19 protein-coding genes are annotated in these 21,272 nt (G+C 71.7%); 14 read left to right on the forward strand and 5 right to left on the reverse strand.

Annotated elements, in window-relative coordinates:
- Together galK and galE are read right to left on the reverse strand one after the other, a co-directional pair.
- Nucleotides 1-1,146, reverse strand: a 1,146-nt coding sequence (galK, locus tag EAD89_RS08020) for a galactokinase (RefSeq protein WP_121675285.1), incomplete at its 3' end; no start/stop codon positions are given.
- Nucleotides 1,143-2,075, reverse strand: coding sequence for a UDP-glucose 4-epimerase GalE (gene galE, locus EAD89_RS08025; protein WP_233578319.1), 933 nt, complete (start codon nt 2,073-2,075; stop codon nt 1,143-1,145). The genes galE and galK, both read right to left, overlap by 4 nt.
- A 248-nt stretch (nt 2,076-2,323) precedes the next feature.
- Here galE and EAD89_RS08030 point away from each other — a divergent pair, with 248 nt between their 5' ends.
- From EAD89_RS08030 to EAD89_RS08055, 6 genes are all read left to right on the forward strand, one after another.
- Nucleotides 2,324-3,466 (forward strand): hemolysin family protein, encoded by a 1,143-nt coding sequence (locus tag EAD89_RS08030; RefSeq protein WP_121656148.1) that lies wholly within the window; start codon nt 2,324-2,326, stop codon nt 3,464-3,466.
- A 33-nt stretch (nt 3,467-3,499) separates the two neighbouring features.
- Complete coding sequence (trpS, locus tag EAD89_RS08035; protein WP_121656149.1) at nt 3,500-4,525, forward strand: tryptophan--tRNA ligase; 1,026 nt, start codon at nt 3,500-3,502, stop codon at nt 4,523-4,525.
- Between the two features lie 25 nt (nt 4,526-4,550).
- Nucleotides 4,551-5,117: a 2'-5' RNA ligase family protein gene (locus EAD89_RS08040; protein WP_199733440.1), complete on the forward strand. Its 567-nt coding sequence runs from the start codon at nt 4,551-4,553 to the stop codon at nt 5,115-5,117.
- Nucleotides 5,118-5,196: 79 nt separating this feature from the next.
- Nucleotides 5,197-6,120 carry a YihY/virulence factor BrkB family protein gene (locus EAD89_RS08045; protein ID WP_121656151.1) on the forward strand — a complete coding sequence of 308 codons (924 nt, stop codon included), beginning with the start codon at nt 5,197-5,199 and terminating at the stop codon, nt 6,118-6,120.
- A complete protein-coding gene (locus tag EAD89_RS08050; protein WP_121656152.1) occupies nt 6,120-6,506 on the forward strand; it encodes a GntR family transcriptional regulator in 387 nt (128 codons plus the stop codon). Before EAD89_RS08045 ends, EAD89_RS08050 begins: the two co-directional genes overlap by 1 nt.
- Before the next feature lie 81 nt (nt 6,507-6,587).
- Nucleotides 6,588-7,025 (forward strand): hypothetical protein, encoded by a 438-nt coding sequence (locus EAD89_RS08055; RefSeq protein ID WP_089017805.1) that lies wholly within the window; start codon nt 6,588-6,590, stop codon nt 7,023-7,025.
- 47 nt (nt 7,026-7,072) lie between these two features.
- Here EAD89_RS08055 and EAD89_RS08060 read toward each other — a convergent pair whose 3' ends face one another.
- The 3 genes from EAD89_RS08060 to EAD89_RS08070 form a co-directional block, all read right to left on the reverse strand.
- The gene (locus EAD89_RS08060; RefSeq protein ID WP_121675287.1) at nt 7,073-7,444 is read right to left on the reverse strand and encodes a VOC family protein; all 372 of its coding nucleotides are present in this window, start codon (nt 7,442-7,444) and stop codon (nt 7,073-7,075) included.
- A 182-nt stretch (nt 7,445-7,626) separates the two neighbouring features.
- Entirely contained in the window at nt 7,627-9,264 is a 1,638-nt protein-coding gene (locus EAD89_RS08065; protein WP_121675288.1) for a glycoside hydrolase family 13 protein, read from the reverse strand.
- 185 nt (nt 9,265-9,449) lie between these two features.
- The gene (locus tag EAD89_RS08070) at nt 9,450-10,529 is read right to left on the reverse strand and encodes a LacI family DNA-binding transcriptional regulator (protein ID WP_121675289.1); all 1,080 of its coding nucleotides are present in this window, start codon (nt 10,527-10,529) and stop codon (nt 9,450-9,452) included.
- 199 nt (nt 10,530-10,728) lie between these two features.
- On the opposite strand from EAD89_RS08070, the gene EAD89_RS08075 reads away from it, so the two are divergent.
- The 8 genes from EAD89_RS08075 (at nt 10,729) to EAD89_RS08110 (ending at nt 21,270) form a co-directional block, all read left to right on the forward strand.
- A complete protein-coding gene (locus EAD89_RS08075; protein ID WP_121675290.1) occupies nt 10,729-11,976 on the forward strand; it encodes a maltose ABC transporter substrate-binding protein in 1,248 nt (415 codons plus the stop codon).
- The gene (locus EAD89_RS08080; protein WP_121675291.1) at nt 11,976-13,613 is read left to right on the forward strand and encodes an ABC transporter permease subunit; all 1,638 of its coding nucleotides are present in this window, start codon (nt 11,976-11,978) and stop codon (nt 13,611-13,613) included. The genes EAD89_RS08075 and EAD89_RS08080 overlap by 1 nt, the downstream gene beginning before the upstream one ends.
- A 113-nt stretch (nt 13,614-13,726) precedes the next feature.
- Nucleotides 13,727-14,542 carry a sugar ABC transporter permease gene (locus tag EAD89_RS08085; RefSeq protein WP_233578322.1) on the forward strand — a complete coding sequence of 272 codons (816 nt, stop codon included), beginning with the start codon at nt 13,727-13,729 and terminating at the stop codon, nt 14,540-14,542.
- Nucleotides 14,543-14,545: 3 nt separating this feature from the next.
- Nucleotides 14,546-16,351 (forward strand): glycoside hydrolase family 13 protein, encoded by a 1,806-nt coding sequence (locus EAD89_RS08090; protein WP_121675293.1) that lies wholly within the window; start codon nt 14,546-14,548, stop codon nt 16,349-16,351.
- Between the two features lie 79 nt (nt 16,352-16,430).
- Entirely contained in the window at nt 16,431-16,772 is a 342-nt protein-coding gene (locus tag EAD89_RS08095) for a hypothetical protein (protein WP_121675294.1), read from the forward strand.
- Nucleotides 16,773-17,049: 277 nt separating this feature from the next.
- On the forward strand, nt 17,050-18,117 hold the full coding sequence (locus tag EAD89_RS08100; RefSeq protein ID WP_121675295.1) for a BMP family protein: 1,068 nt from the start codon (nt 17,050-17,052) through the stop codon (nt 18,115-18,117).
- Between the two features lie 253 nt (nt 18,118-18,370).
- Entirely contained in the window at nt 18,371-19,915 is a 1,545-nt protein-coding gene (locus EAD89_RS08105) for an ABC transporter ATP-binding protein (RefSeq protein WP_368666344.1), read from the forward strand.
- Entirely contained in the window at nt 19,912-21,270 is a 1,359-nt protein-coding gene (locus tag EAD89_RS08110) for an ABC transporter permease (protein ID WP_121675297.1), read from the forward strand. Before EAD89_RS08105 ends, EAD89_RS08110 begins: the two co-directional genes overlap by 4 nt.
- Nucleotides 21,271-21,272: the final 2 nt, after the last annotated feature.

Here is a 21,272-nt window from a genome sequence, read left to right on the forward strand (position 1 = left end):
GGACGGGAGGACCGGCAGGGTGTTCGGGGTGGTGAAGCCCTGTTCGGCGTAGGCGGTGGTGACGGCGGCGGCGACCGCGTCGGCACGGTCCGTGTCGACGAGGGCGAGGACGCACCCGCCGAAACCGCCGCCGGTCATCCGGGCGCCCAGCGCGCCGGCCGCGAGAGCCGCCTCGACCGCGGTGTCGATCTCCGGCACGGTGATCTCGAAGTCGTCGCGCATCGAGACGTGCGAGGCGGTGAGCAGCGGGCCGATGTCCCGGACCCGGCCGGCGCGCAGGAGCGCCACCGTGTCCAGCACCCGCTGGTCCTCGGTGACCACGTGCCGGACCCGTCGCCGGGTCTCCTCGTCGTCGAGCCCGGCCAACGCGGCGTCGAGCTGATCGACGGTCACGTCGCGCAGCGCCGCGACGCCGAGCGCCTTGGCTCCCGCCTCGCAGGACCGGCGGCGGGCGGCGTACTCGCCGTCGGCGTGCCGGTGTGGCGCCCGGCTGTCGATGACCAGCACGGCCAGCCCGGCGGCGTCCAGGTCGAACGGGATGTGCTCGACGGACTCGTCACGGCAGTCGAGGAACAGGGCGTGCCCGCCGCGGCAGCGGATCACGGCGGACTGGTCCATGATCCCGGTCGGCGCGCCGACGTAGACGTTCTCCGCCCGCTGCGCCAGCCGGGGCTGCCGCTCGGCGGGCAGCTCCAGCCCTCCGAGGTCGAGCAGCGCGGCGAGCACGGCCGACTCCAGCGCGGCCGAGGAGGAGAGACCGGAGCCCAGCGGCACGTCGGAGGCGATCGCCAGCCGCGCGCCGGGCACCGGGTGGCCGGCCTCGCGCAGCGCCCAGACCACACCGGCGACGTACGCGCCCCAGCCGGTGACCCGGCCCGGCTCGGCGACGTCGTCCGGGCCGAACGTAATCGTCTCGTCGGAGAGCTCGGACCAGACCGTCCACCGCTCGCCGTCCTGCCGGTCGGCGGCGGCGACGGTCCGCAGTGGCAGCGCGAAGGGCAGCACGAACCCGTCGTTGTAGTCGGTGTGCTCGCCGATCAGGTTGACTCGGCCGGGAGCCGCCCAGCGGCCGGCGGCGCGGCCACCGTACTGCGCGGTGAAGCCGGCGGCGGCCCGCTCGGCGACGTCACCGATCGGGTGGCTCATGACTGCTGCTCCAGGATGTGCGTGCGGTAGAAGGCCCAGGCGTCCCCGACCATGTCGTGCAGGGTGGGCTTCTGCGGCACCCAGCCCAGCTCGTCACGGGCCAGTGCGGAGGAGGCGACCAGTTCGGCCGGGTCGCCCTCACGGCGGGGCGCGACCTCGACCGGCAGCTGGTGCCCGGTGACCTCGCGGACGACGTCGACCACCTGCCGGTTGGTGAAGCCGTTGCCGTTGCCCAGGTTGTAGATCCGGTGCTGGCCCGCACTCGCGGCGTCCAGCGCCAGCAGGTGGGCCCGGGCCAGGTCGGCGACGTGGATGTAGTCGCGGACGCAGGTGCCGTCCACGGTGGGGTAGTCGTCGCCGAAGAGCTGGAGCTTCTCCCGCCGGCCGGCGGCGACCTCCAACGCGATCGGGATCAGGTGCGTCTCCGGGTCGTGCCGCTCGCCGAGCGCGACGTCGCCGGCGAGGTGCGCGCCGGCCACGTTGAAGTAGCGCAGCGACACGGCGGCCAGCCCGTGGGCGATCGTCTCGGAGGTGAGCGCCATGTCGACGGCGAGCTTGGTGGCGCCGTACGTGTTGGTGGGCGCCTTGACCGCGGTCTCCGGGATGGGCAGCTCGGTGGGGTTGCCGTAGACGGCGGCGGTGGAGGAGAAGACCATCCGGGGCACCCCGGCGGCCCGGACCGCGTCGATCAGGGCGAGCGTGCCGACCGTGTTGGTCTGCCAGTACAGTTCCGGCTTGACCATCGACTCGCCGGCGGCGATCAGGGCGGCGAAGTGCAACACCCCGTCGAAGCCGGCGTCGGGGGTGACGATCCGCGCGGCGTCGTGGATGGACGCTTCGACGTGGGTCGCCTCGGGAGCGAGGGCCTCGCGGTGGCCGGTGCGTAGATCGTCCAGGACCACCACCTGGTGACCCGCGTCGAGCAGCATCCGGGTCACCACGCTGCCGATGAAGCCGGCGCCCCCGGTGACGAGCAGTTTCACGTCGTTGTCTCCTGCCTGGCCCCGCCCGGGACGTGGCCTCGGTGAATCACCCTACGGCGGCGGGCGCGGCCCCAGGCCGAGCACGCCGCCGTCCCCATTCCATCATAATCTCTCACGATTAAACAGAGCCGAACATTCGCCCCGCTGCCCGCGAACCCCGGTGCGGTGGGCCGCCGATGTCTACCATCTCTGTCATGCGGGAAGCGGCCCGTACCGGGCTCCGGCGAGGCACGCGGGGGCGGCCCCGCCGCGACCCTGGCCCGCTCGCCCGAGCCGTCGCCCGGGTGGTGGTCCGCGCCGCCGACGGCGCCACCCGTCTCGTCACCGACCTGCTGGGGACCGGTCCGGCAGCCGGCCGGGAACGCATCTCCGAGGCCGAACTGCGGGACCTCGTCGCGGCGAACACGCTGCTCGACCCGGATGAGCGACGGATCATCGACGAGGTTCTGGTGGCCGGCGCGAGCCTGGTCCGCGAGGTGATGATGCCCCGCACCGAGGTGGTCTTCCTGCCCGCCCGGCTGACCATCGCCGAGGCCGCCCGGCTGGTCCGCGCCGAAACCCACACCCGCTACCCGGTCACCGACGGCACCCACGACGACGTGGTCGGCTTCGTGCACCTCCGCGACGTGCTGCTGCGCCCGGACGCCGACGCGTGCGCCACCGTCGGCGAGCTCACCCGGGAGGTGAAGCGGCTGCCCGGCAGCAAGCGGGTGCTGCCCGCGCTGACCGAGATGCGCCGGGAGGGCCAGCACCTCGCGGTGGTGGTCGACGAGTACGGCGGCACCGCCGGGATCGTCACCCTGGAGGACCTGATCGAGGAGCTGATCGGCGAGATCCACGACGAGTACGACGTCGCGCCGGACCCGGTGCACGCCGGCCTGCCCGCCGTGGTCGACGGTCGACTCAACCTCGCCGACTTCGCCGAGCGGACCGGGGTGGCGCTGCCCGCAGGACCGTACGAGACGGTCGGCGGGTTCGTGATGGCCGCGCTGGGCCGACTGCCGGTCACCGGCGACGAGGTGCCCGTACCCGCTGAGCCGGCCGAAGCCGGCGGACCCGACCCGGCTGACCCACCGGGCGGTTGGCTGCTGCGGGTGCTGGCCCTCGACGGACGCCGGGTGGCCCGGCTCGCCGTCTCCGCCATGCGGGTGCCGGAGCAACGCCGTGAGCCCGCCGCCGGGTCGGCGCGCGACGCCGCGGGGCAGGCCCGGGAGGGCGGGGCCGGGCAGCGGCGCGAGGCCGGCGCAGCGCCCGCCCGCCGGATCGGCGCGAGGGAACCGCGCGAGGTCAACGCCCCGACATCGGCGGGCCGCGGCCGACCCGCCGGCCCGTCATGACGGGCCCCGTTGCTTGCTGACAGAATTGTCGGCATGTCCGACGTTCCCGCCCGCCCCCGCGTCTTCTCCGGCATCCAGCCGACGGCCGACTCGTTCCACCTCGGCAACTACCTCGGCGCGGTGCGGCACTGGGTGGCCCTGCAGGAGACCCACGACGCGTTCTACTGTGTGGTGGACCTGCACGCCATCACGGCGGGCCACGACCCGGCGCTGCTGCGCCAGCGGACCCGGGTGGCCGCCGCCCAGCTCTTCGCGGTCGGTCTGGACCCGGAGCGCAGCACCCTGTTCGTGCAGTCGCAGGTACCCGAGCACCCGCAGCTGGCCTGGGTGCTCGGCTGCATCACCGGCTTCGGCGAGGCCAGCCGGATGACCCAGTTCAAGGACAAGTCGCAGAAGCAGGGCAACGAGCGGGCCAGCGTCGGCCTGTTCACCTACCCGATCCTGCAGGCCGCCGACATCCTGCTGTACCAGGCCAACGCGGTGCCGGTCGGCGAGGACCAGCGTCAGCACCTGGAGCTCTCCCGGGACCTGGCCCAGCGGTTCAACTCGCTGTTCGGCCCGACGTTCACCGTGCCCGCGCCGCACATCGTCAAGGACACCGCGAAGATCACCGACCTGCAGGACCCGACCGCGAAGATGTCCAAGTCGTCGTCCTCGCCTGCCGGCATCATCGACCTGCTGGAGGACCCGGCCCGGTCGGCGAAGAAGATCCGGTCGGCGGTGACCGACACCGGCCGGGAGATCGTCTTCGACGCCGAGACCAAGCCGGGTGTGTCCAACCTGCTGACCATCCACTCGGCGCTCAGCGGGCGTGACATCGACGAGCTGGTGGCCGCGTACGCCGGTCGCGGCTACGGCGACCTGAAGAAGGAGCTGGCCGAGGTGGTGGCGGAGTTCGTCCGCCCGATCCAGCAGCGCACCAGCACCTACCTGGACGACCCGGCGCAGCTGGACAAGCTGCTCGCCGCCGGCGCGGAGAAGGCCCGCGCGGTGGCCGGGGCGACCCTGCGGTCCGCGTACGAGCGGGTCGGGTTCTTCCCGCCGGTACGCGGCGAATAGCGCCGCGGGACAGGTGGGCGGGTCGGTGGCCGAAGGGGCGGCGCGCGTGGATCGCAGTGGTGGGGTGCCGCCGACCGGTGACACCATCCAGATCGGCATCGCGGTGGACATCCCGGAGCCGTGGGGCGCCCAGCTCACCCGGCGGCGGGTCGAGGCCGGCGACCCGCTGGCCGTACCCGCGCACGTGACGCTGCTCGGGCCCACCGAGATCCCGACCGCGAACCTGCCGGCCGTCGAGCGGCACCTCGCCGGCGTCGCCGCCGCGCACCTGCCGTTCACGCTGCACCTGCGGGGCACCGGCACGTTCCGCCCGGTGACCCAGGTGGTGTTCGTGGCGGTGGCCGCCGGGATCAGCGAATGCGAACTGCTCGCCTCCGCCATCGCCGCCACGCCGGGCCTGCACCGCCAGACCCGCTTTCCGTACCATCCGCACGTCACCGTGGCGCAGGACGTGGCGCCGGAGGCGCTGGACAAGGCGTACGAGGATCTGGCCGACTTCTCCGCGATGTTCGAGGTGGACGCGTTCACCCTGTTCTCGCACAGCGGGCAGGCCCGGTGGCAGCCGCGTCGCGACTTCCGCCTCGGCGGCTGACCGACCGGCGACGCGCCGCCCGGCGAGCACGGGTAGCCGGTTGCCACCACGGCGGCGGAAGATCGGCGAGGATGACCGCGTGAACGTCATCGGCCGGATCGAGGCGGGCATCGACCGCTGGGTGAGTGCCGCACGCAGCCGGTCGGGGCTCTTCGACCACGTGTGGCGGGCCGGTGCCCTCTACGCCGAGGTGCTGGCCGGACGGCTGGCGGCCGCGATCGCCTACTACGGCTTCTTCGCGGTGTTCGCCCTCGCGCTGGTCGCGTACTCCATCTTCGGCGCGATCCTGGAGGACAACGACGAGGTCAGCGCGGCGGCGGCCGGGTTCCTGAAGGAGAACCTGCCGTTCCTGGACGCGGAGCAGATCGCCAACTCCAGCGGCACCGTCGGCGTGGTCGGCCTGGTCATCCTGGTCTTCACCGGCATCGGCTGGGTGGAGGCGATCCGCTCCTCGCAGCGGTTGATGTACCGGCTCAACCAGCAGCCCGGCAACCTGGTGATCCGGCGGCTGGTCGACCTGGGGGTGCTGGTCGGCGTCTTCGTGCTGCTCGGCGTCTCGGTGGCGGCGGTGGACGCGCTGGAATCCCTGCTGCGCTTCCTGCTGCGCAGCACGGGCTCGGTCGGTCTGACCACGATCAGCGCCGTGCTCAGCGTGCTGATCAACGCGGTGCTCGCCACCGCGCTGCTGGTCGCGGTGCCCCGACTGCGGGTGAGCCGGTCCCGGCTGCGTCCGGTGGTGGTGCTGGTCGCGGTCGGCATCACCCTGCTGAACACCGTCGGGCGGTACTACGTGGTGCGTACCGAGCGGAATCCGGCGTACACGGTGGTGGCCGGCGCCGTCGGCCTGCTGCTCTACCTCTACCTGCTCAACCAGCTGGTGCTGTTCGGGGCGGCGCTCCTCGCGACCAGCACGCGTGGGCGGGTGATCGATCTGGCGGAGGGCGCCCCGCCGGTGAACCTCGACGAGGACACCGATCCCGGTACACCGGGCGGCGCGGGCTGATGACGGAAGGTACGCAGGTGCTGATCTCGGTCGACCCGGACTCGTCGGTGGCGCCGTACGAGCAGGTGCGCGGGCAACTCGCCGAGCTGATCGGCGACGGCCGGTTGCCGGTGGGCAGCCGGCTGCCCACCGTCCGACAGCTCGCCGCCGACCTGCGGCTGGCGGCGAACACGGTGGCTCGGGCGTACCGGGAGCTGGAGGCGGCCGGGCTGCTGGAGACCCGGGGGCGCAACGGCACCTTCGTGGCCCCCGGCCGGGACGACGCCGTCGACCGGCTGCACCGGGCGGCGGCCGGGTACGCGGCCGAGGCGGTCCGGCTCGGCGTGCCACCGGCCACCGCGCTCGCCCTGGTGCGCGCCGCCCTGGACGCCGCCCGCCCCGGCTGACCGGGCCGGATCGGGTGCCGGACGGGCGACAACTGAGGCGAACGGCGTTCCACGCTCGCGTTCGCGGACCATGATGAGCCCGTGGGCGCACTCATGACACTGGACCTGCCGGCCGACTCGCCGATGCTCGGCCTGCCGTGGATCATCACCTTCGGCCCGCTCGGTGACCTCGACGAGTGGGAGCCCGTGGTCTGCGGGCCGTACGAGCGGCCGCACGCGCTGGCGTTGGCCGAGGCAGTGGTGGCTGAGGAGCAGCTGATGGCCGTGGTGGAACCGCTGCTGCCGGCGCTGTCCGCCGACGAGATCCGCAGCGAGATCGCCGCCGCCCAGGTCGCCGCCGAGGACGAGGCCCGGCAGGTCGAGGGGGCCGACCTGTACGGCGACTTCGAGGACGTGATCGACGAGGAGCTGGACGCCGCCGCCGACGAGGCGGGCCATGGCGAACCCGCCGAGCCGCCGGACGAGGCCGAGGTGCGCGCCGGCTTCACCCGGATCGCGGCGCTGCTCACCGCGAAGTGAGCGGCGTCGGGCCGGCGACGCCGCCCTCCCGCCGGTGAACGGCTCGGTCAGCGGGTCGGTGCGCTGTCCAGCACGCAGAACTCGTTGCCCTCGGGGTCGGCGAGCACCGTGAACTGCTCGGTCCCGCTCTGCCCGACGTCGACGTGCCGCGCGCCGAGCCCGACCAGCCGCCGCACCTCGGCCTGCGGGTCACCGTCGGCAACCAGGTCGAGGTGGAGCCGGTTCTTGCCCCGCTTGGCCGTGCCGGAGCCCTGTAACCAGAAGCTGGGCGACGACGCGGACGGCTGGCCCGGCGGCCAGAGCTTGGCGCTGCCGTCGTCACCCCGCTCGATCTCGTAACCGAGCGCCGCGGACCAGAAGGACACCATGAGGTCCAGGTCCTCGACGTCGATCGTGCACTGCGCGATTCGTACCGCCATGGGGTTTGCCGTACCCCAGGCCGCAACGTCGTACACCTCGGCGCAGACGGACACCGGCGCCACACGGAGCGGACTCCGCGCGGCGCCGGCGCCACCTCACCCCCCACCACAAGGGGCCGGTAGCCCAGTCGCCCGTCGGCGCGGGGCACGACGGACGACCAGGTCGATGACGGGTTACCCGCTCAGCGCCGTTCCAACCAGGCGGCCGCGTCGACCGGCAGCAGGTGGCCGGAGCCCTGCCCGGTGAGCGCCTCGCTGGCGACGAGCGGTTCGCCGTACCCGTCGAGGGGGACCGGCGCGCCGCTGAGGTTGACCACGCAGGTCAGCACGGTCGCACCGGCGGTGCGGGAGAACGCCAGCACGCCCGGCCCACTCTCCAGCCAGGTCACCCCGCCGGCGTCGACGGCCAGCGCCGGGTGCTCGTGCCGGATCCGCAGCGCGGCCCGGTACAGCTCCAACGTGGAGCCGGGCACGCCGGTCTGCGCGGTGACGGAGAGGGCCGACCAGGTCGCCGGCGCGGGCAGCCAGCTCAGCTCGCTGCCGGCCGGCCCGAAGCCGTACGGGGCAAGCTCGCCGCTCCACGGGATGGGCACCCGGCAGCCGTCCCGGCTCTCGCCGGTTCGCAGGAACGCCGGGTCCTGGCGCAGCTCGTCGGGGAGGTCGAGCACCTCGGGCAGGCCCAGCTCCTCGCCCTGGTAGAGGTAGGCGCAGCCGGGCAGGGCGAGCATCAGCAGGCTGGCCGCGCGGGCACGGCGCAGCCCTTCGGCGCCGTCGCCGTAGCGGGTGACGTGTCGCTGCTTGTCGTGGTTGGACAGCACCCAGGTGGTGGGCGCGCCGACCACGGTCGACTCGGCCAGCGCGGTGTCGATCACCTTGCGGAACGAGTCCGCCGACCAGGTGGCGTCGAGGAAGTCGAAGCTGAACGCCTGGTGCAGCTCGTCGGGACCGATGTAGCGGGCCAGTCGCTGCGGGGTCTCGGCCCACGCCTCGGCGACGGCCATCCGGCCGCCGGGGTAGCTGTCCAGGATGGGCCGCCAGGCGCGGTAGATGTCGTGCACCTCGTCCTGGTCGAAGTAGGGCAGTCGGCCCTTGCCCAGCAGCTCGACCTGGCGCTGGCCGGTGGTCACCGTGCTGAAGCCTACGTCCGGCAGTCCCTCGGCTTTGATCATGCCGTGCGCCACGTCGATCCGGAAGCCGTCCACGCCCCGGTCCAGCCAGAACCGCAGCACGTTCTCGAACTCGGCGCGGACCTCGGGGTGACGCCAGTTCAGGTCCGGCTGGGACGGGTCGAACAGGTGCAGGTACCACTCGCCGTCCGGGACCCGGGTCCAGGCCGGCCCGCCGAAGATGCTCTCCCAGTCGTTCGGGGGCAACTCGCCGTGCGCGCCCCGGCCGTGGGCGAACAGGTAACGGGCCCGCTCGGGCGAGCCGGGGCCGGCGTCGAGGGCGGCCGTGAACCAGCGGTGCGCGCTGGAGGTGTGGTTGGGCACCAGGTCGACGATGATCCGCAGGCCGAGGGCGTGCGCGTCGGTGATCATCGCGTCGAAGTCGGCGAGGGTGCCGAACATCGGGTCGACGTCCCGGTAGTCGGCGACGTCGTACCCGCCGTCGATCATGGGAGAGGTGTAGAAGGGGGTCAGCCAGAGCGCGTCCACCCCGAGGTCACGCAGGTACGGCAGGCGCTGCCGGATGCCCTGGAGGTCGCCGGTGCCGTCGCCGTCGCTGTCGGCGAAGCTGCGGACGTACACCTGGTAGACGACCGCGGAGCGCCACCAGTCGTCGTCGGTGGTGCGGGGCGGGGTGGCGGTGCTGGCGGTCATCGGTTGGCGTTCCCCGTCTGTCTCGGGCCGGGTGCGGTGCCACCCGGCACGGTATGGCCGGTGGCCCGCGCGGGTGTCTCAGCAATATGCCGGCCGAGCGCTGCAAGAGTCAAGCAGTTCTTGCGCAAGGAAGTGCCATGGTTGCGGCGGCAGTTGGCTGGTGCGGCCGGCGGTGCGGCCCGTGTTCAGGCGGAAACGGCCAACGCGGACGAGCCCGGCCGGTGCCGGTTGGCCCCTCCCGCGCCGGGGCGGGCCGGCACGACGGCCGTGGAGCCGCGCACCACCAGCTCCGGGCGGAACAGGTACTCCGAGTGCGGAGCGCCGTGCCCGTTGATCTCGTCCACCAGGGCCCGGACCGCCGCCACCGCCATCGCGGTGACCGGCTGCCGCATGGTGGTCAGCGGCGGGTCGGTGAAGGCCATCAGCGGCGAGTCGTCGTAGCCGACCACGGAGAGGTCACCGGGGACGGTCAGGCCGCGCTGGCGAGCCGCCCGGATCGCGCCGAGCGCCATCAGGTCGGAGCCGCACACGACACCGGTCACGCCGCGGTCCAGCAGCCGGCCGGCCGCGGCCTCGCCACCCTCCACACCGAACAGCGACAGCTCGGCCAGGGGACCCAGGTCGGCCTCGGCGGCGCCGGCCAGCCGGGTCATCGCGGAGCGCCAGCCGGCCACCTTGCGCTGCACCGGGACGAACCGGTCGGGCCCGGTGATCAGGCCGATCCGGCGGTGGCCGAGGGCCACCAGATGGGCCACCGCCAGCTCGGCGGCCTCCCCGTCGTCGCAGGAGACGAAGGGGGCGCCGATGCCGGGCACGTACCCGTTGATCATCACGACCGGCAACGGCCGGGCGATCAGCGCCCGGTAGCGGTCGTGGTTGGCGGCGGTGTCGGCGTGCAGGCCCGAGACGAAGACGATCCCGGAGACCTGCCGGTCCAGCAGCATCTCGACGTACTCGTCCTCGGTGACGCCACCGGCGGTCTGGGTGCAGAGCACCGGGGTGAACCCGCTCTGCGCCAGCGTCGACTCGATGACCTGGGCGAAGGCCGGAAAGATCGGGTTGTCCAGCTCCGGCACGACCAGGCCGACCAGCCCGGCGCTGCGTTTGCGCAGCCGCGCTGGTCGCTCGTAGCCGAGCACGTCGAGGGCGGTGAGGACGGCCTGCCGGGTCTCCGGGGCCACGCCGGGGCGGTCGTTGAGCACCCGCGACACCGTGGCCTCGCTGACTTCGGCCTGCTGGGCGATGTCGGACAGTCGAGCGCGCATGGCGGCACTTTAGCCCACCGGCAAGTTCTTGCGGGGCTCTCTGCAAGCCCTTCCATTATCTGCAACCTCTTGCTAACGTCCCGGCAACATGCGAGAGCAGCGGCGCGGTATTGACGCGCCGGTTGGCAAGAATTTCCAGAGGTTCCCACTGGCGGGCTGCCCTTCCCCCGGCGGACCCGCCATGACGACAGGAGTACCGATGCGCATCCGTACCGCGGGTGTGGTCGCCCTCTTCGCCCTGGCGCTCGCCGCCTCCGGCTGTGGTCGCGACAGCGACGAGCCGGCCGCGAAGGAATCCCCCAAGGCCGCCGGCGGCAAACTGGTGATCTGGGCGGACGACAAGCGGACCGCCGCCCTCAAGCCGTTCGCCGAGAAGTTCGGCCAGGAGAACGGCGTCACCGTCGAGGTCCAGGCCGTCAGCAAGGACCTGCAGACCAACTTCGTCACCGCCTCGCAGCAGGGCAGCGGCCCCGACGTGGTGGTCGGCGCGCACGACTGGATCGGCAACCTGGTGCAGAACGGCGCCATCGACCCCGTGCAGCTCGCGGCCGAGCAGAAGAGCGCGTTCAACGAGACCGCCATCAAGGCGGTCACCTTCAACGGCCAGCTCTACGGCGTGCCGTACGCGCAGGAGAACCTCGCTCTGATCCGCAACACCGAGCTGGCCCCCGAGGCGCCGAAGACCATTGAGGACCTGGTCGCCACGGGCAAGCAGCTCAAGACGGCGAAGAAGGCCACCGAGACGCTCTGCCTCCAGGTCGGCCAGAACGGCGACGCGTACCACATCTACCCCCTGTACACCTCGGCCGGCGGCTACCTCTTCGGCACCGGCGCCAACGGCGACTACGACCCGAAGGACCTGGGCGTGGGCAAGCCCGCGTCGATCGAGGCGTTCAAGAAGATCGGCGCGCTGGGCGAGAAGGGCGAGGGCGTGCTCAAGCGCTCCATCGCGGACACCAACTCGATCGCCACCTTCACCAGCAAGAAGTGCGCGTACCTGGTCTCCGGCCCGTGGGCGGTGGCGGACGTCAAGAAGGCCAACATCAAGTACGACATCTCCGCCATCCCCGGCTTCGCCGGTGGCAAGGAGGCCCAGCCGTTCGTGGGTGTGCAGGCGTTCTACGTCGCCACCAAGGGCAAGAACAAGGCGCTGGCCCAGGAGTTCGTGGCCAACTACACCACCACCCCCGAGCTGGCCGTCGCGCTGTACAACGCCGAGCCCCGCCCGCCGGCGCTGACCGCCGCCCTCGACCAGGTCAAGGGCAGCGACCCCGACCTGGCCAAGTTCCAGGAGGCCGGCAAGAACGGCCAGGTGCTCCCGGCCATCCCGGCGATGGCCGCGATCTGGGACCCGTTCGGCAAGGCCGAGGCCGCCGTCATCGGTGGAGCCGACCCGACCAGCACCATCACCGCAGCCGGCAAGACCATCTCCGGCCAGATCAAGTAATGAGCACGCCGCTGTCCGGCCCGGGGTCTGCCACGCAGGCCCCGGGCCGGGGGCCGGGCGGCTCCCGGCCCCCGCGCTCCCGTGCCACGCGTGACCACGCGCCGATCACCCTGACCGGCGTGGCCGGCAAGGTGCTCCTGCTCGGCCTGACCGCCGGTATCGCGGTCTGGGCGGCCTTCCCGCTCATCGACGGCGAGAAGTGGGCCGGCCTGGCGCTGCTGGCGGCGACCACCGCCGCACTGTTCTACCTGTACCTCACCCGCCGGCATATCCCCGCCAAGTACCTGGTCCCGGGCACCCTGTTCCTGATCGCCTTCCAGGTCTTCCCGGTGCTCTACACGGCCAGCACCGCCTTCACCAACTTCGGCGACGGGCACCGGGGCGGCAAGGACGAGGCGATCGTCGCGATCCAGACCTCCTCGGTCACCCAGGTGCCCGGCTCCGCCGAGTACGCCCTGTCGATCGCCACCAAGGGCGACCCGGCCACCGGTCCGCTGGTCTTCCTGGTCACCGACCCCACCACCGGCACGGTCTCCGCCGGCGACACCGGCGGGCTACGCCAGCTCGACGCGGCCGACGTCACCGTCGCGCCGGGCGGCAAGGTCACCGCCGCCGACGGCTACACCGTGCTGAACTTCGGCCAGGCCAGCGCCCGCAGCAAGGAGATCACCGACCTGGTGGTGCCCACCGCCGGCGGCGCGCTGCGCTCCAGCGGCCTGTCCCGCGCGTACGAGGGCAAGGCGGTGCGGGCGTACGAGGCCGGCTGCGACTGCGTACGGGACACCGAGACCGGGCAGACCTGGACCGCCGACGAGGAGCTGGGCGCCTTCGTCGCCGCCGACGGCGAGCGGCTCGCACAGGGTTGGAAGGTCAACGTCGGGCTGAGCAACTTCACCCGGGTGCTCACCGACAAGAACATCTCCGGCCCGTTCCTCGGCACCCTGATCTGGAACATCGCCTTCGCCGTCGCCTCCACCGGCGGAACGTTCCTGCTCGGCATGCTGATCGCGCTCGTGCTGCACTCGCCCCGGATGCGCGGCACCCACCTCTACCGGGTGCTGCTGGTCCTGCCGTACGCCATGCCGTCGTTCGCGATGCTGCTGGCCTGGCGGGACATGTTCAACGCCGACTTCGGTCTGATCAACAACCTGCTCGGCCTGGACGTGGACTGGTTCGGCCAGCCGTGGACGGCACGCTTCGCGGTCATCCTGGTGCAGCTCTGGCTCGGCTATCCGTACATGTTCCTGGTCGCCACCGGCGCGTTGCAGGCCATTCCGCGGGAGCTGACCGAGGCGACCTCGGTCGACGGGGCGTCGCCCTGGCAGTCCTTCCGCGCGGTCACCCTGCCCCTGCTGCTCGTCGCGCTCTCCCCGCTGCTGATCTCGTCGTTCGCGTACAACTTCAACAACTTCAACGCGATCTACCTGACCACCGAGGGCGCGCCGTTCCCGGCCGACAACCCGACCAACGGGGCGACGGACCTGCTGATCACGTACACCTACCGGCTCGCCTTCGGCGGGCAGGGCGCGCAGTTCGGCTTCGCCGCCGCGATCTCGCTGTTCATCTTCGCCATCGTCGCGGTGGTCTCGGCGGTCAGCTTCCGGCGGACCCGTAAGCAGGAGGAGGTGTACTCGTGACCACGCTCACCGGGGCCGCGCGTACCGGCGACGCGGCAGGCCCGCCGGCGGTCAACCGCAACGTCGCCGGCCGGCGGCGCAACCGCTGGTTCGCCCAGGTCGGCTGGCGGCACCTGGTCGCCGTGCTCGGCGTGCTGTTCAGCCTCTTCCCGATCGTGTTCGTGCTCTCCGCGGCGCTCAACCCGCTCGGCACGCTCTCCACCACCGAGCTGGTGCCGACCGACGGGGTGTCGCTCGGCAACTTCGGCGGGTTGTTCGAGCGGACCGCCTTCGGGCGGTGGTTCCTCAACTCGCTGCTGATCGCCGGGGTGGCCTCGTTCGCGTCGGTGTTCCTCTCCGCGCTGGCCGCGTACGCCTTCTCCCGGATGCGGTTCCGCGGCCGGCGGGTGGGGCTGCTCGCCCTGCTGTTGATCCAGATGTTTCCGCAGTTCCTGGCGATCGTGGCGATCTACCTGATCTTCGGCACGATCACCGATCTGTGGCCGGCGATCGGCTTCAACACCCCCTGGGGGTTGTTGCTGCTCTACATGGGTGGCGCGCTCGGCGTGAACACCTGGTTGATGAAGGGCTTCTTCGACACCCTGCCGCGGGAGCTGGACGAGTCAGCGACCATGGACGGGGCGTCGCACGCCCAGGTCTTCTTCCGGATCATGCTGCCGCTGGTGGCGCCGATCCTGGCGGTGACCGGGCTGCTGGCGTTCATCGGCACCATCAACGAGTTCCTGATGGCCAACGTGTTCCTCACCAGCAGCGACTCGAAGACCCTCGCGGTCGGCATGTACGGCCTGTTGCAGGGCAACGAGCGCAACAACAACTTCGGGATCTTCGCCGCCGGGACCCTGCTCACCGCGATTCCCACCGTGCTGGTCTTCCAACTGCTCCAGCGTTACATCGTGTCCGGGCTGACCGCCGGCGCGGTGAAGGGGTAGCTCGTGCAGCCGCACCACGACGGATCGGCCAGTTACGTCCCGCAGCAGGAGCCCACGCTGGGGGAGACGGTCGACGTCTTCGTCCGTGCGCCGGCCGGGGGCGACATCCAACAGGTGCACGTACGCACGACCGGCGATGGTGAGCCGCGTTTCCGCGAGGCCACTGTGGACCGCGTCGACGGTGGGGTGGTCTGGTGGCGGGCCGAGGTCGAGGCGCGCAACCCGGTGAGCAACTACCGCTTCCTGCTCTCCGGGCGACGGCGTACCCGGTGGCTGACCGCCGCCGGTCCGGCCGACCACGACGTGCCCGACCACGGCGACTTCAAGCTGGTCACGCACGCGCCACCGCCGGCCTGGGCGCGGGACGCCGTGATCTACCAGATCTTTCCGGACCGGTTCGCCCGCTCCGCGGCGGCCAGCACCCGGCCGCTGCCGGACTGGGCGATCCCGTGCGACTGGGACACTCCGGTGATCGGGCGCGGCCCGGAGACGCCGCACCAGCTCTACGGCGGCGACCTGGACGGGATCGCCGAGCGGCTGGACCACCTGGACCGGCTCGGGGTGAACACCGTCTACCTGACCCCGGTCTTTCCGGCCCGATCCAACCACCGCTACGACGCGGCCAGCTTCGACCGGGTCGACCCGCTGCTCGGCGGGGACGCCGCGCTGGCCCGGCTCGCCGACGCGGTACGGGCCCGGGGCTGGCGGCTGCTCGGCGACATCACCAGCAACCACACCGGCGACGCGCACGACTGGTTCACCGCCGCGTCCTCCGACGTCCGCGCTCCGGAACGGGAGCTGTACTACTTCGACGGCAGCACCGGGGACTACGAGTCCTGGAACGGGGTCAAGTCGCTGCCGAAACTGAACTGGGGCAGCGCCGAGCTGCGCCGCCGCTTCGCCACCGCCGACGACGCCGCGCTGCGCCGCTGGCTCCGACCGCCGTACGGGCTCGACGGGTGGCGGGTGGACGTGGCGAACATGACCGGCCGGCGGGGCGCCGACGCGTACACCCACGAGGTGGCGGCGCTGCTGCGTTCGGTGGTCGTCGGGGACCGGCCGGACGGCCTGCTGATGGCCGAGCACGGCCACGACCACACCGGTGACCTGGATCGCGACGGCTGGCACGGGACCATGAACTACGTCGGCTTCACCGACCCGGTCTGGTCCTGGTTGCGGCACGGCGACCAGCCGGCGCCGAACTTCCTCGGCACGCCGGGCGGCGTCCCACGGCGGGACGCGGACGCGGTGCTCGCCACCATGGACGCCTACCGCTCGCTGGTCTCGTGGCGCGCGTACACGCACTCCTGGCAACTGCTCGGCTCACACGACTCGGCCCGGATCCGGACGGTGGTCGGCGACGCGGCCCGCCAGGAGGTGGCCGCCGGCCTGCTCGCGACCATGCCCGGCATCCCGATGATCTTCGCGGGAGACGAACTCGGCCTGACCGGCACGAATGGCGAGTCCTCGCGTACCCCCATGCCGTGGCACCGGCCGGAGAGCTGGGACGCCGGCACGCTCGCCGCGTACCGGGCGCTGATCGCGCTCCGGCGGGTCGAGCCGGCGCTGCGCCACGGCGGCCTGCGCCGGCTGCACCACGACCCCGACACGCTCGTCTTCCTGCGCGAGGCGCCGACCGGGGCCGTGCTGGTGCTCGCCCGGCGGGCTGCCGGGGCGCCGGTGCGGCTCGCCGGGCTGCCGGCCGCGGAGAACGTGTACGGCGGCGCGCCGGCGCTGCGGCCCGACCCGGACGGCACGCTGACCCTGCCCGGTGACGGGCCCACCTTCCAGGTCTGGCGGCTGTGCTGAACCCGCCACGGTGGCCCGGACGCGCCGAGGGCCCCGACCCCCTACTACAAACTGTCGTTGATAGGGGAGGATGGGCGGCGTGGAAGCACTGCGACTGATCCTTCTCTATGTCCATCTCATCGGGTTCGCCCTGCTGCTCGGCGGCTCGATCGCCCAGTACGTCAGCGGCCGGCTACGGATCAACTCGGCCATGCTCTGGGGTGCGGTGATCCAACTGCTGACCGGGCTCGGCCTCTCCGCTCCGCTGCGCGACGGAGATGAGCCGGCGCCGGCGAAGCTTGTGACGAAGTTGGTGATCGCGCTGCTGATCTTCGTCATGGTCTTCTTCTCCCGGAAGCGGGACGTGGTCAATCGCGGCCACTTCCTCGCGATCGTCGGCCTGACGCTGGTCAACGCGGCGGTCGCGGTCTTTTGGCGGTAACGTCCGGGGAGGGGGCCGCCCCTGAAATTCGGACGTTCGTGACGCCTCGGCTGCTCGCCTACCAGCACGAAGAGTGACTTGCCCCACGCAAGGGTTACACCCGGGTAACAGGCGCTCAACAGTCGTGCACGATTGTCGGCCGGTGGGTGGGCGCGGGCGTACGCTCCCGTCCGTAACGTGGGACAGCCGGCGGCACACCGCAGGTCGGCTGATGGGCTGCCACCGCACTAGGCGCGGTGTGCAATGGGAAGGAGACGTCTTGCGCTCGGTGCGTGGGATGCGGATCGCCTCGATCTTCGCGGTGGGTGGGCTCGTGCTCAGCGCCGCCGCGTGTGGCGAGGCCCCCGAGGATGACAACAACGCCGGCAGTGGCGCCAAGAAGTTCAGCGCCTGCATGGTGACCGACGTCGGCGGCATCGACGACAAGTCGTTCAACGCTTCGGCCTGGAAGGGCCTGCAGGAGGCCAAGGCCGCCAACGACAACATCGACATCAAGTACGTCGCGTCGAAGGCCGAGGCCGACTACGAGCCGAACCTGACGCAGTACGTCAACCAGAAGTGCGACTTCATCCTGGCCGTCGGTGGCCTGATGTCGGACGCCACCAAGAAGATCGCTGCCGCGAACCCGAACCAGGAGTTCGGCATCGTCGACGCCAACCCGGGTTTGGACAACATCTACCCGATGCAGTTCGACACCGCCCAGGCCGCGTTCCAGGCGGGCTACCTGGCCGCCGGGCTGACCAAGAGCGGCAAGGTGGCCACCTACGGCGCCCTGCCGATCCCGCCGGTGACCATCTTCATGGACGGCTTCGTCGACGGCGTGACGTACTACAACACCACGAAGAAGAAGAGCATCCAGGCGCTCGGCTGGGACAAGGCGACCCAGAAGGGCTCCTTCACCAACGACTTCGCCAAGCAGGACGAGGGCAAGAAGGTCTCCGACGCGCTGGTCGCCCAGGGTGCGGACATCATCATGCCGGTCGCCGGCGGCTCCGGCCTCGGCACCACCGCCGCGGCCAAGGCCTCGGGTGGCAAGTACAGCACCATCTGGGTGGACGTCGACGGCTGCGAGAGCACCCCGGACTGCTCGGCGATCATCACCACCGTGGTCAAGAACATCCCGGAGGCCGTCAAGGAGGCCGTGGTGAAGGCCGCCGCCGGCGACAAGCTGCCGGCCAAGCCGGGCTTCGTCGGCACCCTGGCCAACAACGGTGTCTCGATCGCCCCGTACCACGACTTCGACAGCAAGGTTCCGGCCGAGCTGAAGGCCGAGGTCGACAAGATCAAGGCGGACATCGCCGCCGGCACCATCACCGTCACCTCGAAGGCCCAGCCGACCAAGTGACGACCGGCCGGCCCCTCCGGTGAGATCATCGGAGGGTCGGCGGGGGACAGGTACGACCGATCCGGCCGCTCCGGCGCCGCGGGTGACCACCCGTGGGGCCGGAGCGGCCGATCGCGCGCCACGTTGACCGGGTCGGTCCGGCCGGGTCAACGGCAGCTACGCTGCACCATCGCTCGCACTCCAGGAGGTTGCGCTGAGACTCGAACTGCGCGGCATCACCAAGCGATTCGGTGATCTGGTCGCCAACGACCACATCGATCTGACGGTGGAGCCTGGAGAGATTCACGCCCTGCTCGGCGAGAACGGCGCGGGCAAGTCGACCCTGATGAACGTGCTCTACGGGCTCTACCAGCCCGACGAGGGCGAGATCCTGGTCGACGGCAAGCCGCTGAAGCTGAAGGGCCCGTCCGACGCGATCGCGGCCGGGATCGGCATGGTGCACCAGCACTTCATGCTGGTGCCGGTCTTCACCGTCACCGAGAACATCATGCTCGGCGCCGAGCAGGTCCGGGGCGGCATCGCCGGTTTCCTGGACCGGCGGCGTGCCCGGCGCGAGGTCGCCGAGGTGTCCGAGCGCTACAACCTGCGGGTCGACCCGGACGCGGTGATCGAGGACCTGCCGGTCGGCATCCAGCAGCGCGTCGAGATCGTCAAGGCGCTCACCCGCGACGTCGACCTGCTCATCCTGGACGAGCCGACCGCGGTGCTCACCCCGCAGGAGACCGAGGAACTGCTGACGGTCATGCGGTCGCTGAGGGCCGCCGGCAAGTCGATCGTCTTCATCACCCACAAGCTCGGCGAGGTCAAGGCGATCGCCGACCGGATCACCGTGATCCGGCGGGGGAAGACCGTCGGCACCGCGTCGCCGGAGGCCAGCCGCGACGAGCTGGCCGCGCTGATGGTGGGGCGCAACGTCCGGCTCACCGTGGACAAGGGCACTGCCACGCCGGGCGAGCCGATGCTGGAGGTGGCCGGGCTGGTCGTGGACGACGACCGGCAGGTCCGGGCGGTCGACGGCGTGGACCTGACCGTACGCGCGGGCGAGGTGCTCGGCGTGGCGGGCGTACAGGGCAACGGCCAGACCGAGCTGATCGAGGCGATCATGGGCCTGCGCCCGGTGCTCGCCGGCACGGTCAGCCTGGGCGGCGACCGGATCGACGGCTGGACGACCAAGAAGGTGCTCCGCGCCGGCGTCGGCTACGTGCCCGAGGACCGCAGCGTGGACGGCCTGGTCAAGGAGTTCAGCGTCGCGGAGAACCTGGTGCTGGACATCTACGACCGGCCGCCGTTCGGCGCCGGGCTCGCGCTCAAGCCGGATGCGATCGCGACGTCGGCGAAGGAGCGGATCGAGCAGTTCGACGTACGCACCTCCTCGGCCGACGCGGCGGTGGGTACCCTCTCCGGCGGCAACCAGCAGAAGGTGATCGTGGCCCGGGAGCTGTCCCGGCCACTGAAGCTCTTCATCGCCGCCCAGCCGACCCGCGGCGTCGACGTCGGGTCGATCGAGTTCATCCACAGCCGGATCATCCGCGAGCGGGACATCGGTACCGCCGTCATGGTGGTCTCCAGCGAACTGGACGAGGTGATCGGGCTGGCTGACCGGATCGCGGTGATGTACCGCGGCCGGATCATCGGCATCGTCGGCCCGGACACCCCGCGCGAGGAGATCGGCCTGCTGATGGCCGGCATCAGCCCGGACGCGGTCTCCGAGCGCGCCGACGCCGCGCCGACCGGCGGCGCGGCCACCGACGGGGGCCCGGCGAGCGACGCAGGCTCCGCGAGCGAGGACGAGGCATGAGCGACCCCAACCCGCAGTCCGGCTCGCCGGACAAGGAACCGGCGAGCGAGGCGCAGGCCGCGCAGACCGCCCTCGGGAACACCGAACGGGCCGAGCCGTCGACGCCGGGCCGGTCGGCGCCCGACTCGGAGCCGAAGCCCAACCTGGGCCGGATGTTCCTGGACAACCTCTGGGCGGCCAACACCTTCACGGTGACCCTGCTGTCGCTGGTGCTGGCGATCGTGGTCGGCGCGGTGCTGATGATCATCTCGGATCCCGAGGTGCTCTCCACCTACTCCTACATCACCTCCCGCCCGTCCGACGCGCTCAACTCGAGCTGGACGCTGGTGAGTGAGGCGTACGCGAACCTGTTCAAGGGCTCGGTCTTCGACCCGGAGGCGTTCAGCGGCTGGCTGAACGGCGACAACGGCTGGCAGGCCGTGCTCGCGCCGATCTCCGAGACGCTCACCTACACGGCCCCGCTGGTCTTCACCGGCCTGGCGGTGGCGCTGGCCTTCCGCGGCGGCCTGTTCAACATCGGTGCGCAGGGTCAGGCCACCGTCGGCGTGATCCTGGCCGCGCTGGCCGGCTTCCTGCTGCCGCTGCCGCCCGGCCTGCACCTGCTGGTGGCGGTGCTGGCCGGCGCCCTGGGCGGGGCGATCTGGGGCTTCATCCCGGGCATCCTCAAGGCCCGCGCCGGCGCGCACGAGGTGATCAACACGATCATGCTCAACTACGTCGCCACGTACTTCCTCACCTGGCTCATCGTGCAGAACGGGGTGCAGGACCCGACCCGTCCCGACGCGATCAGCCAGGCGGTGGACACGTCCGCCCAGCTGCCTCGGCTGCTCGGTGACAACCTGCGGGTGCACGCCGGCATCCTGATCGCCGTGCTGGCCACCTGGGGGGTCGCCTGGCTGCTCAACCGGTCCACGCTCGGCTTCGAGCTGCGCGCGGTCGGCGCCAACCCGGACGCCGCCCGCACCGCGGGCATCAGTGTCACCCGGACGTACACCCTGATCATGGTCTTCTCCGGGATCCTGGCCGGCCTCGGCGGCTCGAACATGGTGCTCGGCTCCACCGCCAGCGCGTTGACCCCGCTGGTGGTCGCGCAGATCGGCTTCGACGGCATCCTGGTGGCGCTGCTCGGCCGGGTGAAGCCCTGGGGGGTGCTGCTGGCCGCGCTGCTGTTCGGGGCGCTCCAGGCCGGCGGCAACCGGATGCAGTCGTACTCGGGGATCTCGCTGGAGCTGGTGACCGTGCTCCAGGCGCTGATCGTCATCTTCATCGCCGCACCCGCCCTGGTGAAAGCGATCTTCCAGCTCCGGGCCGCACGGGCCGCCCGGTTGCAGACGAGCCTGGCGAAGGGCTGGTAACT

Origin of the sequence: Micromonospora sp. BL4 (assembly GCF_003667505.1) — a bacterium.
Classification (GTDB): Bacteria; Actinomycetota; Actinomycetes; order Mycobacteriales; family Micromonosporaceae; genus Micromonospora.